Here is a 13,341-nt window from a genome sequence, read left to right on the forward strand (position 1 = left end):
CGCATCCCCACGCTATATCAAGGGTTTAGCACGTCGAGCATGTTTGCAGGTCTTCGGTCGTGATCGTCACCGGATGGGCCGGAACCGCGATTTCATCGAGCCCGAGCAAGGGACCCAGAAAGAGCATTTCGAGGGTAACATCGCGGACTTCGAGCCGCATGGTCAGCACTGGACCCTCGGGTCGCCCCCAGTAGCCAAGTCCGGAGCGCTGATAGGTGACCACCAGGTTCTCCGGCTGGATACGCCAGTTGATGTCGCAGATTCCCGGGCGCGGATCGCCCGCCGTCCCGCAGGCGCCGTCGCTGCCGAGCACGATGCGGCTCAGCTCATCGCTGCAATTGTCAAGATCCGGGCCGCAGGTCGAAGTAATCGTCGCGTCATTTGGCGTTGCATCGCCGTTGTTGAGCGGGTCGTCGGCCTCTGTCGGAAAGACATCGTCAAAGTCACTGGTGAGCGGATCGGAGACGGCCGCGAGCCTTGCACCATATTGCAGCGCCTTGACGGTCTGGTTCCATTGCGACATCGCGTAGCCGAATTCGATGAAGGTTGCGAACATCAGCATCACGATCGGGAAAGTGATCAGCGCCTCGGTAAGGGCAACGCCGCTTTCGTCCTGCCGGAAAGGCCTGAGGAATCGAGAGATTACCATCCCATGTACCTCTCTTCATGCGAGGCGCTTATGGTGATTTCGTCGATGCCGAGCCAGGCGAACAGCGGAGAGGCCTCGTAGAGGTGTGCGGTTTCGATCGTGAACGTTCCGTCGGCACCGACTGCGTTGACGGTGATGTCGGCAAGGGTGGGCCCCCAGCCGGGGACGCGCAGGACAGCGCCGTCTGCCGGGCTCTGCGTTCCATAGAAGGCGATCAGTTTCGCCGTCCCCTCCGAACAGGTCGACGTGTAGGTCGGCGACGTCGGTCGGCACCGGGCCAGATAGCGTCCGGCGTCGCGCAATCCGGCATCGATCTGCATCCGCTCCCAAAAGAGGTTGCCGAACTCCAGGATGCCCGCTGCAAACACGGTGACGAATGGCACCACGATGATGGTCTCAGTAAGAACAGCCGCATCTTCGCTCAACCAGAAATGGAACCGCAACCGACGGCGAAGGATTTTTCTAAATGCGTTCATCGGACCAACTCCGCTTCTTCGCGAAGGAACTCGTCGAGCGTGCCGCGGCCGCCCTTGCCGGTGATGTCGATCATTTCGAGCGAAAGGTAGCGCTCGCTGCCGGCCTTGATCGCCGGCTTGGTCAGGAACATGCGGGCGAAGGCGACAGCCTCCGTCTCCTTGTGACCGTTCAGATGGCCAACGGCATTTTCGTAGCCGCAGTTCACGATGGCGGCAAAGATCTCGCGCCGGTCGCCATAGTCGCCGCTCGTATAGTTTGAAAGATCGGGGCCTGTGTAGCATTGACCGCCGGTCCGAGGTGCGCCCGTCTCTCCGCTGGCCGAGGCATGGTTGATCATCGCGGAATTATTCAGCTCGTAGCGGTAGACATCATAGGCCGAGGGCTGTGACGGAGAGCCGGTCGGTGACGGATAGCTTGAATGGTTGCTGAGGATCGTGCTGACGGAAGGAGCGCCGCTCCCTTGGGCAACGTTCCAGTAGCTGTTGTACTGCCAGTCGTTGCCGCTGCTGATCTTGCCGCCGGCCAGCGAGGTCATCGACGCGCCGTAGCCGAGCGGCACGGCCTTGGTTACGTCGCCGACGGTGCTGCCGCTCATGAGAGGATTGTATTCGCCGCATATCTTGTTGGCCCCGCCCGTCTGGTTCTGTGCAGAGCGCACGTTGCGGGCGGGTCGGTAACGTCCGTCACTGCGTGCGCTACCGAATGACCCGGAATACATCCCAAAACGCGTGTTGAGCCCGGCCTCGACCGGTCCCGCCATCGCGCCGGTCTTCGTTTCCAAGGCGTCCTGCTTGTAGCAGACGCCCGGCGAACCGGTGGCGAGCGCCTCAGCGAGCACGTTCGCGCCGTTGCCATAGGTCGCCAGGAAGCCGAAATTGCCCGGCCCCGGCGCCGACGAGGAGGTGCTGTGAAGCTCGATCTGGCGGCCATACAGATTACCGGCGGCAAAGTTGGTATGCAGTGCCTCCGCCGCCGCCTCGTTGGCGGTCGCGCTTGTGTTGCCGGCTGGCTCGAACGGATTGCAGATGTAAATCGGCGTGACGTCGCAGGCGCTGGAGCGATAGACCGCAACGGCGTCGGCGGACACATTGATCGTATCGCGGTTGAGACCGACCGGCATCGGGAAGATCGTCGTCATCGCCTGTTCCTTCGCGATGACCCAGGCATAAGAGGCCTCGTTCGGATCCGCGGTGATCATCGAACTCTCGATCGGATTGTCGTCGTCGGCCGGGATTTCCTTGAGGTAGATGACCGTGACCGTGCTTCCGGCATCGTTCCCCGCATCATAGGTGACGGTGATGTGCGAGCCGAGCTGCATGCCGGTCCCGCCGCCGCCGAAGGCGGCACTGTTGGCGAGCGCCTCGATTGCGGCATCGGCGCGGGTAATCGCATCGTCGCGTCCATCGAGCTCGCGGGCGCCGGCAAGGGCCATGGCATCCACCGCATTCTGCAAGTCGGTGTGAAGATTGCCGGTGCGGCCGACATCGATGATGAGCAGCGAAAAACCGAGCAGGAGTGGCATGGAAATCAGCGTCAAGGCGATGACATAGCCACGATTGTCATCCAGGAAGCGTTTAATAGCCTTACGCAACAACATTGGCATGCTCCTCGGATCACGGCGGTTTCCGCCGAGACTCTGATTCGTTGCCGAGGCATCAAAGCCTTCGGGGCAACGACATGCTTAAAAAACGAGAACGGGACTTTGAAAAATCATGAGCGGCAATTCGCTCGCATCCCGCGTCTCAGCTAATAAAATCCGTTAAATTTCGTATCGTCTTTATAAACTTGGGACTGGCGAAGACCCAGTATTACGGTCAATTTGGTATTTCTATTCTTATTCCCTTCCGGCTCAGTGCCGTTCCTTCAATACTACGCAGTCTACCTTGTTGCCCCGTTCGGCGGCGTGGCCACCGGCAGGATCACCGCTGATGGCGGCGGCGCGCTTGTCTGCGCCCCGCCTTGATAGGTGCGGATGGCACGGTGGATGACTTTGCCATCGCTGGAGATCTGCGTGTTGTACGCCGCCCGCGGGAAAGGATCTTGCGTGTGGATGCCCTTGTTGGCCTCCACCGCATTGCCGAGCCCGAAGGTGATCGAGTCGCGGTGGTTCAGATAATCGGCGCAGCTGGAGAGAAAGCCGGCGGCTGCAATGACCATGAGTACGCGTTTACTTCTTGGAAAGGACAACTGCGCCTCCCACATCCAGATCGAGACGATGGCCATAGGGCCCTTTCACGCCTTCGCCATTGCGGAAGCGCCGCAGCATGTCCTTGTCCACCTCGAGAATGCCGAGCGCGAAAAGCTCGACGTCGTTGGACGAACGCGTCTGTTCGAGCGGGCTATAGAGGTCTTCGCCAGGCTTCGACGGCCGCACGATATGCGGGGTGACAACGATGACCAGGTCCGACTCCCTTTTCAGGAAGCTCGTCGAGCGGAACAGTGCGCCGATCACCGGAACCTGCCCGAGCCACGGCAACTGCTGAACGTCCTTGGCATTGACCGATTGCAGCAGGCCGGCCATCGCAAAGCTCTGGCCGTCACGCAGCGCGACCGTCGTGCTCGCAGCGCGCGAGATGAAGCCGGGATTGCCGTTGACGCTGATCGAAGGGTCGATTTCGGAGACTTCGGGCTCGATCTTGAGACTGATCAACCCGCCATCGAGCACCACCGGCGAGAAGGTGAGCCGCACGCCGAACGGCCGGTAGTCGGTCTCGGTCGCAAGCGTCGCACCGTTGGCGACAGTCGATTGGATCGGGACTTCGCCGCCGGCGTGGAAGCTTGCGGTTTCGCCGCTCATGGCGATCAGGTTCGGCTGTGCCAGCCGGCGCACCAGGCCTTTTTGCTCGAGCGCGTTGATGACGATGTCGATCTGGCCGCCGGAAATTTCGAGCACCTTGGCAATCAGCTGGCCGAAGGGCTGCATACCGGTCGCCGCACCCGCGGCGTCTCCCAACGTTCGGACAAGCGCGCCGTCGTCATTGACCGCGATGCCCTGGCTGGTCGTCGCCTTGCCGATGCCGTTCCTACCCTGGCCGGACCAGCCGATGCCAAGATCGCGGCCGGTCTGGCGCGAGGCTTCGATCACCCGGACCTCGAGCATCACCTGTTGTGATTCGGCGACGCGCAGCTGGTTCAGAACCGGTTCCGCGGAATAGGATTGAGCAATTTCAATCACCCGCTGGAGCTCGACCGCATCACGAACCGTCCCCGTCAGGCGAATGCGATCATTGGAATTGAAGACCCGGACCTGCGCCGAGGGCGCAGTGGAGCGGATCGCCGATGCCACTTCGGTGAAATCGGCGGCAATACGCACATCGATAACGCCGACAAGCGCCTTATTGTCGTCATAGACGGAGATATTAGTAGCACCCGTCTGCTTGCCGCGTATGAACAGCGACTGGTCGGAAAGGGGCACCACGTCGATCATCTCGGCGCTGCCGATGACCAGGTCGCCGAAGGGCTTGCCAGTCCTGACCGTCACCGTGTCGTTTGGCGCCAGCGTCACCTGCTGGACCGAGCCGGTGAGGCTTATGAATTTTTCCTGCGCATCGGCGGGGCCCACCAGACCAGGCCCCCAGCCACCATAGGCAATTATTGCTGCGGCTACCGCCGCGAGGGTTCCGGCTCTTGCCGCCCCCTTCATGAGTCCCCTGGACATTCCCGCTTCAGCCTCCGCTCCTCGTTCAGCCACAGCGCCTGCGGGCAAAGCCGCTCCCCTCGCTTCACTGGACCATGCCGACTCGGTGCTCTTCGCGCTTCGTCGAGTTCCAGACGCCGACCGTGGCCCATTTTGGCTCTACGGGCAAGAGTGGTTCTGCTTTTCGCTCTGCAATCTGTACCTGTTTTTCTTTAACAGGTTGTTTCATTTTGTCTTCGACGGAGTCGATCCGGTTTCCAAGCTCGTCGCCGACCTTGCGCACCAGGTTCTCGATCGTCTCGAATCGCCCGTCTTCATTCTTCGCGAGATCCGCGCTGAGGTCTGCGGAGATCAGGCCACCCCCAAGATCGGCAACGGTGATCGGCCGCGTCTGTTCGACATTCGATGAGGCGATATTGCGCAAAGCCAATGAAAGCGTGCCGATGCTCGCCCCAAGCGTGAGGCGCTGCGCCTCGTCGGTCGTCACCTCGAAGGTGACGGTCTTGACGACGGACGGCTCGTCCTTCCGCTCATCCGCGGTCTGGTCGACCGCCAGCACTTTTACGCCCTGGAGCAGCACGTCGACGTAAGTCTGTTCACTGTTGTTCTGTCGCCGGACAACACGGGTCAGTAGCACATCAACGCGATCTGCGGGTCTTACGAAACCGGCAACACCCAGCACGTCGTTGACGCGAATGGAAACGGCCTTCATGCCCTGGTCGAGCGCTGCCGACAAAGTGGCGCGCTCGCCGGTCCCGGTAATCTTGGAAGAGAGCACCGGCTCGCCGGGATCGATCGCCTCCATGGCATAGCGGGGCTCGTCCTTGTCACCGATGACAGTCTCGATCGTCTGAAACGAACCTTCCGGCTGTTCGCCGGTCGGCCAAGGGATCGTTTTCAGGCTTTCCGGAAAAACGCGATCGCCGAAGCGCATCGGCTTGGCGGCAACCACGAGCGTCTTCTCGGGCGCCTTTTTGGAATTGGCGGCAGCAAGCCTGGCCTGCTGCTCCGCGAGATAAGTGCGCGTCCCGAATACCGCCGCAGAAGCAAGTAAAACGGCGACAGCAAGACTGGTGACCGTCGAAGAACGCATCGCCCACAACTCCACACGTAATGAAAATACTCTGGAAAAAAATAAAAATTGTCAGGAGGGGCTAAAAAAACCCCTCCAGAGTTTGAAACAAAACGTTACGGCGCCGATACTGAAGTCGTCCACCAAGTACCCCAGCTCGTCCAAGCCGCACTCAGGTTGCCACCTGCCGTGGTCACTGCCGTGATCACGCCGCCGACCAGCAGGGCCAGGAGAATAAGATATTCAGTCAGCGCAACCCCGTCTTCTTCCCGCGCGAAAGCGGATACCTTAGCTACGAAAGCTTTCATCGAGAAAATCCTTTCAAAATATACTCCGCGTGCCGCAAAATTCCCCGGGCCGCGCCGCCGTTGAGACCATCTCTCCGACTGGTTTGATTAATAAACCGTTAATCTCCGGATCGTCAATCATTATATTTAGCAGTTTCCGGCGGAAGTTGCTTATGGTTAAGATAATAAACGAATATCTCTGGATTTTAAGCGTGAAAAGTGATATCGAATTGACGTTGCCTGAATTATATACTCGGTGTTATTAGCTCATAGGGATTAGAAACCCTTCGGTAATTTCTTAAAAATAATCAATTTTGGCTGCGTATGGAGTACCATAAAGATGATTGCCGCAATCAACATCTTAATTGTGACAAAAATATTACTTTTACTTTATGCCGCCTGGAGCGATTTCCGGCTCTGGAAGATACCAAACGCAATCGTGCTGGCTCTTACGGCCGTTTATGGGCTTCATGCTGCGCTGCAGTTGCTGACCGCTGAAGATGTCGGCGCGGCCCTCTTTTCCTCGTCGGGCATTCCCGGCGATGTCGGAGCCGGGCTGCTGCTCTTCGCCCTTGGATTTGGCCTATGGTCGTTCAAGCTCTTCGGCGCGGGTGACGCCAAGCTGTTTCTGCCGATCGGCCTCTTCATAGGCTGGCACGGCATGCTGCCCTTTGCGGTCTTCCTGCTGATCGGCGGCGTGGGGACGCTCCTCATCCTCAAGTTGCCGATGCCGCTGCAGTTGGCGCACTTTTCCGTGGTGATGCGCATGGAAGAGATCCGAACGACGCGCAAGATCCCCTACGGCGTCATCATGGTTGCAGCCGCGCTCGCCGTAATGGCTCTGCCTAATAGCTAAAACCGTCTCAGGCGAAAGCAAGCGTCGTCAATAACGGCATTGAGTCGGGCTGAGTCGGCGGAACTAATAAATACGGGTGAGTTGACCGTCTAAAGGAATTCAACTCAACTACTGATTGGGGAAAATAATATTACGGTTCAACGATGATGAAAGCGTTCCTTTTTGCAATGGGTCGGACAAAATCTGATTACCGCCTTGCGCACTTGATACTAATATTGCACACCGCTTCTATGTGTGGGCTGGTTTGGTATTTGGGAGTTGAGCCATACTACCGAACCGGAAAGTTCTATCTTCAGCTGTCGTTCATGGCGATGCTGGTTTACGTGATGTGTTACATGCTGTGGACTGTCGTTCGATTTTTAATCGAGCGAAGAGAGCAGCCGACCGCGGCATTGATCAAGCACATGCGTAATGTTCTGGTCCGGGACGACCGCTATGCCCATGCGCTTCACTCGATGGCAATATTCATTGGCATGATCACCGTTTTCGCGACGATCAAGTCAACGATCCCTGCCATCAGTCCATTCTCCTGGGATCCCGTCTTCATCGAAATCGACCGTGCGTTTTTTGGCGGAGTCGATCCATATGTCCTGACAAGTACGCTCTTCGGCAACGCCTATGCCATTATCTTCATAAACTTCTTCTACAACCTGTGGCTCATTCTCGTCGCATGCGCCCTGGTGTGGGCGGCGTGGACCTCCAATCATTTCTTACGCTTGCGCTTCATGTTCTCGGCACTGCTAGGGTGGCTTGTTGCAGGCAATATTCTCGCGATTACGTTTTCATCGGTCGGGCCGTGCTTCGTAGAGCCATTAACAGGCGATAGCACCTATGCCCCGCTGATGCAGCTGCTTGAGCACGTCCATTCGGAGACACAGATGGTCTGGGCGCTGACTGCCCAAAAAGGCCTTTGGATCGCCTATACGAGTGAAATAGGAGCGATTTCCGGAATCTCGGCAATGCCGAGCCTGCACGTCGTCTTTGCCGTCACAATCGCCTGCGTAACCTGGGGCATGGGGCATGTTCGACGCTGGGCCGGAACCGGTTTTGCGGTCATAATAGCAATTGGGTCAGTCCAACTCGGATGGCATTATGCATGTGACGGCATCGTTGGTGGCGCCTTAGCTCTCCTGTTCTGGAAGGTCTCCGGTTATCTCGCATCTTGGTCACTGGATCATGCATCGCCAGTCCTGAAGCCCGCCTGAGCGGACCGGGATACAGACCCAATCCGCGTTGACGGTGTCTGCCAAGTCAGCATCCCGAAGGAAACCAGCAAGACGGAGGACGAGAACGGCAGCGGCTTGCCGCCCGTTCCCTGGGCAGTTCCCTACTCAATGAGCGACACCGTTCGGCCGACGACGATCTCGTCAGTTGGCGAGGCGCAGGTTTCCATCGTCGAATTGCCCGTGAACGTGATCCGGTCCGCGACGATCTGTGTGCAGCCCCCGGAGACGGTCGAATTGCCGGTGAAATCGATGCTGCCGGTGGGAATGTAGAGGTTCCCTTCCAGGCTCGATTCGGAGTTGCCCGTCACCTGATGGGCGACACCGGTGTCGCGCCGGCTGCCGAAGAAGAGCAGGCCCGCGAACGGCCCGGTGGTCGGGGCGGACAGATCGATATCGCCGTTGCCGAGCAGTTTCGCGGCGGCTCCGTTGGTGAAGAACAGGGTGATCCCGTCGCCGGAGAGCTTTGCCCCCGCAGTGACCGTGAAGTCGCCGCCGTCCATGATGTAGAGGCCAGGCTTCAGCGTGATGGTGCCCTTGATCTCCAGTCCGCCGCAGAACCGGATTGCCGGGGTCCCGTTCGCAAGCTTGTCGAACGTGTAGGCGGAATCCGAGATATAGGCGAGCGTTCGACAGGGGAGTTGCGCGACATGCAGCTTGTCGGGTTCCGCGACGGAGGCAAAAGGATCCGCCGTCGGCGGGACGCGTTCGACGGGCGCGCTGCACCCGGTCATTGTCAGGCCCGTCGTGGTCACGGCCTCGCCGACGGTGTAAACGCAATCGGTCGACATCACTGCGCTGCCGTTCTTCATCAGGAACGCATCGGCGGCGCTCGAATTCGAGACCACGCTGCAGCCCGACAACTGCACCTGCGTCGAGCCGGTAACGGTTACCGCGCCGGACGCCGAATTCGACAGCGCAAGCACGCAGGCCTTCGAGCCACCCTTGACCTCGGCGACCGCACGGGCCGAGATCGTCACGGGCGCTCCTATGAAGACGGACGAGAACAGGCGCGAATGCGTCTCCGTCAGCTCGACCGTGATCTTGCTCGATCCGGCGCTCAGCCCCGGTTTCGTGCCGACGGTCAGGGTACCGGGCGAGTAGCCGGAGGCGCGTGCGATCCTCAGCGCCGTGCTCTCGAGGCCTGATTGCTGGTCGCCCGCCCGATGGCGGATGGCTGCGGCATGGGCCGAGACGTCTGCCGCATGCTGCAGTTTGCGGCTCTCCATATACCAGTAGCCGCTTTCCGCTCCGAGCCCCATGGCGCCAACCAGCACCGGGAACACGATCGCCGCGATGACGGCGACGGCGCCGACATCGTCTTCCATGAACGCGCGCGAAAAGCGCCGCAGGTGCGGCGACGTTTTCTCGACTTCGATGACGTTGTTTCCTTTGCGCATCCGCGTGTCCTGCAGGGCTGACGGTCCGGCCGAGGATATATCTCGGCGCTGACGCGGTTGCGATTCGGCCGGTTGGCCTAGTCCTCTCCATGCGCCCTGCGGCCTTCGCTTAGACCATCAGGCCGAATGGCGACCGGACGACGCAGAAGGCATATTCCGCAGCACCTGAAACGGCCTTCCCGGCCCCTCGTGAAAGGCGCCCTTGTGATGATCTCCACATCCGCAGCTTGGCTCGCATTCTTGGTCTTTGCCGGAACGATGACTTATGCCGGCCTAAAGGACGTGGCGACGATGACGATTTCGAACCGTCTCGTCGGTTTTCTGCTGGTCGCCTTCGCGGTGCTTGCGCCGCTCGCCGGCCTCGATCTTTCCGCGATCTGGTCGAGCATCCTGGTCGCCTCGGCGGTGCTCGTCTGCACCTTCACCTTCTTTGCCCTCGGCTGGATCGGCGGCGGCGACGCAAAACTGCTGCCCGTGGCGGTGCTCTGGCTCGGCCCGGGGCTTGCCCTCGATTTCGTCGTCTACGCCTCGATGCTCGGCGCGGTTCTCACGCTGACGCTGTTGCAGTTCCGCAGGGTACCGCTGCCGGTCGTCTTGAAGAAGCAGGCCTGGTCGAGCCGGTTGCACCAACCGCAATCGGGCATTCCCTACGGTGCGGCGATGGCGCCTGCTGCGCTTCTGCTGCTCCCGGAAAGCCATTGGTTCTCCGCCCTTCTCTGAAAACACGCTTCGTCCGTAACGCACAGGTCCTGCCATGATCCGCTTGGTCATTCTCCTTTTCGCACTCGCCTCCGGCGGTGCCGCCTCCTGGTTGGCGCTCGGCTTCACCGATCAGCCGACGGTCGAGGCAGCCGAAGTTCAACAGTCTCCCTCCCAGGAGGTGCTCGTCGCCGCGCAAGAGCTGGCCCGCGGCACGACGCTCGAGGCGTCGCACCTGCGCTGGCAGGCGTGGGAGGGGGAGATCCCGCCGGTATTCATCAGCCGCAGCGCACGACCGGATGCGATGGCGACGCTCAAGGGGCTGCTTGCCCAGAGCGGTTTCGTCGCCGGTGAGCCGATCCGCGAGGACAAGCTTGCCCAGCGCGGCAGCGGTTTCCTCTCCAGCATGCTGCCTTCGGGAAAACGGGCGATAGCCGTCCGCGTGACGGCGGAGAGCACGGCCGGCGGCTTCATCCTGCCGAACGACCACGTCGACGTCATCCACACCGTCGCGCGTCCGGATTCTTCTGGAAAGGACGGCAAGGTGGCCAGCCGGGCGATCCTTTCCAATATAAGAGTGCTCGCCGTCGATCAGACCATCTCGGAAGGTGCGGACGGCACCTCGGTGGTCGGCAAGACCGCGACACTCGAGGCGGACCCCGAGCAGATCGCCGTCATCGCCGCGGCAGAAGCCTCCGGCACCGTGTCGCTTGCGCTGCGGGCGGTTGCCGACAACCTGGAAGCACCGGTTGTCGAGACGGAAGGAAACCGACCGGGGGTCGTGCGCATTGTTAGTGGTGGGCGGCTGTCGATGGTCGAGGTTCCGTCCCGCTCCGGTGGCAGCTGATTGATTTTCAGGGAATGACGGACAGATGAAACAGCTCGACGCAAAAGTCCAGGACATCCCGCGGGAACCGGTCGCGCCGCTCCTGTCGATCCCGAAGGTGGACATCGCCGTCTTCTGCCGCTCGGAGGCGTTGAAGGAGACGGTCCACGCGGCGGCCATGGACCGCCGGATGGCTCGCGCCACCGTGACGGTCAAGCAAGGCGGTCTCAAGGAAGCGACGGCGCTTTACGCGGGTGTCACTTCGCCAAACCTCGTCGTCGTGGAAAACACCGACGACGAGGATCGCCTCATGAGTGCGCTCGAAGCCCTGGCAGTTGAGTGCGTCACCGGAACCAAGGTCATCGTCGTCGGTTCGTCCAACGACGTGGGTTTGTACAAGAGACTCGTGGATGCGGGCGTCAGCGACTATCTGGTCATGCCGCTCGACCCGATGGACTTCGTGGCGGCCGTGCATCGCTGCTTTCGCGACTCTGTCGAAAATAAGCTCGGGCGCATCGTCGCCTTTATCGGCGCCAAGGGCGGAACCGGATCGTCGACCCTCGCCCACAACGTCGCCTATGCGATGTCGAAGCGCGTCGATGCCGATGTGCTGGTGGCCGACCTCGACCTCCAGTTCGGCACGCTCGGGCTGGATTTCGATGTGGAGGCGGTCCAGGGCATGACCGAAGTCCTCAGCAGCCCCGAGCGACTGGACGACGTCCTGCTGCGGCGCCTGGCGGTTTCCTATACGGAGCATTTGCACCTGCTTCCGACGACCACCGATCTCAACAGGTTCTTCTATCTCAAGGAGGAGCATGTCGATCATCTGCTCGATGTCGCCCGGTCCAGCGCCTGGCAAATCGTCGTCGATCTGCCGCACATCTGGATGCAGTGGACCAGAAAGATCTTGCTTGAGGCCGACGAGATCGTGATCACCGCAACGCCCGACCTGGCCTCGATGCGCAACGTGAAGAACCTCGTCGACCTCTTGAAGAAGGCGCGCCCCAACGATCCGCCGCCGAGACTCGTGCTGAACAGGACGGACACGCCGAAGCTCGCCGAGATCAAGCCGAAGGACTTCGTCGCCGCTGTCGGGCTTGAGGAAAGCGTATCCGTTCCCTTCGATCCCCAGCTTTTCGGCAAGGCGGCCAACAACGGCCAGCTGGTCATCGAATCGGCACCCGAGTCAAAGGCGGGGCAGGCCATCGTATCGCTTGCCTGGCGGGTCGGCGGCACCAGGGAGAGACGGGTGCGGAAGAAAGGTATCGCAGGACTGGTGCAGAGGTTTACCCAACGGCGGAAGCAGAAGGCGGCGGCGGGGCTTCGTAAGAAGGCGCAGGAGCTGAAGACGTCAGAGGCCGGCACCTCGGCTGTGGAATTTGCGCTGTTTGCACCGATGCTGGCACTCGGCCTCGTCGCTATGGCCGATGTGGCACTGGCGCTCCACGAGCGGATGACGATCGACCATGTGCTTCGGGCCGGGGCGCAAGCCGCCATGGCCGATCCGGGGGCGACGCAGGTCGATAAGGTACTGCAGTCGACGCTGGCACAAAGCGCGACGCCAGCCAATGTCGCCCTGGCGCCGGTACAGCGTTACTGCGCCTGTCCGGAAAACGCCGACGTCAAGCCGGAGGCCGCGCCGCAATGCGGGACGACACCCTGCGCGAATTCGGCGCAGCAGCTGGTATTCTACCGTCTCCAAGCGGCGAAGAACTACCAGCCCATGTCCCTGCCGGAGGCGCTCCCGCCCTTCCAGCTCAACTCCTCGATGCAGGTGCAGGTCCGATGACCCGGTCGTTCCGTATCCTTCGTCGCGCCTGGCGCAGCCAGTCCGGCGCGACGGCGGTCGAGTTCGCAATCGTCTGTTTTCCCCTGCTTCTGCTGATCCTTGGCGTCGTCGAGTTCGGCCGCGCCTTCTACGTGCGCAACGAACTGTCCTATGCCGCCGACTTTGCCGCCCGGCAGGTACTCATAGGTCAGATCGCGCGCGATGCGCCCGATAGCGAGGCGCAGTCGAAGCTGACGAGCGCCGTCCGCGATAAGTTCGGCAGCGGCGATCCCGATCTGCTGCAAATTACCGTCAGCAAGCAAACGGTCGACGGCATCGATTTTCGCGTCCTGTCGATCCGCTATCCGTTCCGGTTTTTCGTCCCCGGGCTGGCCGAGACTCCGCTCAGCCTCGCTCTTTCGCGGCGTATTCCGATCGGCTGAGCGT

14 protein-coding genes are annotated in these 13,341 nt (G+C 60.7%); 6 read left to right on the forward strand and 8 right to left on the reverse strand.

Annotated features, from left to right (window positions below; genetic code table 11):
- Positions 1–25 precede the first annotated feature (25 nt).
- From RHIBR816_RS0106780 to RHIBR816_RS0106810, 7 genes are all read right to left on the reverse strand, one after another.
- The gene (locus tag RHIBR816_RS0106780) at positions 26–649 is read right to left on the reverse strand and encodes a TadE/TadG family type IV pilus assembly protein (protein ID WP_018235782.1); all 624 of its coding nucleotides are present in this window, start codon (positions 647–649) and stop codon (positions 26–28) included.
- Positions 643–1,125, reverse strand: a complete 483-nt coding sequence (locus RHIBR816_RS0106785) for a TadE/TadG family type IV pilus assembly protein (protein ID WP_026186717.1) — start codon at positions 1,123–1,125, stop codon at positions 643–645. Before RHIBR816_RS0106785 ends, RHIBR816_RS0106780 begins: the two co-directional genes overlap by 7 nt.
- The gene (locus RHIBR816_RS0106790; protein WP_018235784.1) at positions 1,122–2,723 is read right to left on the reverse strand and encodes a TadE/TadG family type IV pilus assembly protein; all 1,602 of its coding nucleotides are present in this window, start codon (positions 2,721–2,723) and stop codon (positions 1,122–1,124) included. Before RHIBR816_RS0106790 ends, RHIBR816_RS0106785 begins: the two co-directional genes overlap by 4 nt.
- 281 nt (positions 2,724–3,004) lie before the next feature.
- Positions 3,005–3,349, reverse strand: coding sequence for a pilus assembly protein (locus RHIBR816_RS0106795; protein ID WP_198294133.1), 345 nt, complete (start codon positions 3,347–3,349; stop codon positions 3,005–3,007).
- A complete protein-coding gene (locus tag RHIBR816_RS0106800; protein ID WP_026186720.1) occupies positions 3,294–4,784 on the reverse strand; it encodes a type II and III secretion system protein family protein in 1,491 nt (496 codons plus the stop codon). Before RHIBR816_RS0106800 ends, RHIBR816_RS0106795 begins: the two co-directional genes overlap by 56 nt.
- A gap of 64 nt (positions 4,785–4,848) precedes the next feature.
- Positions 4,849–5,856, reverse strand: coding sequence for a Flp pilus assembly protein CpaB (gene cpaB, locus RHIBR816_RS0106805; RefSeq protein ID WP_018235787.1), 1,008 nt, complete (start codon positions 5,854–5,856; stop codon positions 4,849–4,851).
- A gap of 95 nt (positions 5,857–5,951) precedes the next feature.
- Entirely contained in the window at positions 5,952–6,143 is a 192-nt protein-coding gene (locus RHIBR816_RS0106810; RefSeq protein ID WP_018235788.1) for a Flp family type IVb pilin, read from the reverse strand.
- Positions 6,144–6,462: 319 nt separating this feature from the next.
- Here RHIBR816_RS0106810 and RHIBR816_RS0106815 point away from each other — a divergent pair, with 319 nt between their 5' ends.
- On the forward strand, positions 6,463–6,978 hold the full coding sequence (locus RHIBR816_RS0106815; protein WP_018235789.1) for a prepilin peptidase: 516 nt from the start codon (positions 6,463–6,465) through the stop codon (positions 6,976–6,978).
- A gap of 305 nt (positions 6,979–7,283) precedes the next feature.
- Positions 7,284–8,183 (forward strand): phosphatase PAP2 family protein, encoded by a 900-nt coding sequence (locus RHIBR816_RS0106820; RefSeq protein WP_245262564.1) that lies wholly within the window; start codon positions 7,284–7,286, stop codon positions 8,181–8,183.
- Positions 8,184–8,305: 122 nt separating this feature from the next.
- Here the strand turns inward: RHIBR816_RS0106820 and RHIBR816_RS0106825 are convergent, their stop codons facing one another.
- Entirely contained in the window at positions 8,306–9,601 is a 1,296-nt protein-coding gene (locus RHIBR816_RS0106825; RefSeq protein ID WP_018235791.1) for a pilus assembly protein TadG-related protein, read from the reverse strand.
- A gap of 207 nt (positions 9,602–9,808) precedes the next feature.
- Between RHIBR816_RS0106825 and RHIBR816_RS0106830 the strand changes: the two genes are divergently transcribed.
- From RHIBR816_RS0106830 to RHIBR816_RS0106845, 4 genes are read left to right on the forward strand one after another with little or no spacing between them, the layout of a single operon-like run.
- Positions 9,809–10,321 (forward strand): prepilin peptidase, encoded by a 513-nt coding sequence (locus tag RHIBR816_RS0106830; RefSeq protein ID WP_018235792.1) that lies wholly within the window; start codon positions 9,809–9,811, stop codon positions 10,319–10,321.
- 34 nt (positions 10,322–10,355) lie between these two features.
- Complete coding sequence (gene cpaB / locus RHIBR816_RS0106835) at positions 10,356–11,147, forward strand: Flp pilus assembly protein CpaB (protein ID WP_018235793.1); 792 nt, start codon at positions 10,356–10,358, stop codon at positions 11,145–11,147.
- 25 nt (positions 11,148–11,172) lie between these two features.
- On the forward strand, positions 11,173–12,915 hold the full coding sequence (locus RHIBR816_RS0106840) for an AAA family ATPase (protein WP_018235794.1): 1,743 nt from the start codon (positions 11,173–11,175) through the stop codon (positions 12,913–12,915).
- Positions 12,912–13,337, forward strand: coding sequence for a TadE/TadG family type IV pilus assembly protein (locus tag RHIBR816_RS0106845; protein ID WP_018235795.1), 426 nt, complete (start codon positions 12,912–12,914; stop codon positions 13,335–13,337). The genes RHIBR816_RS0106840 and RHIBR816_RS0106845 overlap by 4 nt, the downstream gene beginning before the upstream one ends.
- Positions 13,338–13,341: the final 4 nt, after the last annotated feature.

Source organism: Ensifer sp. BR816 (genome assembly GCF_000378985.1).
Taxonomy (GTDB): domain Bacteria; phylum Pseudomonadota; class Alphaproteobacteria; order Rhizobiales; family Rhizobiaceae; genus Sinorhizobium.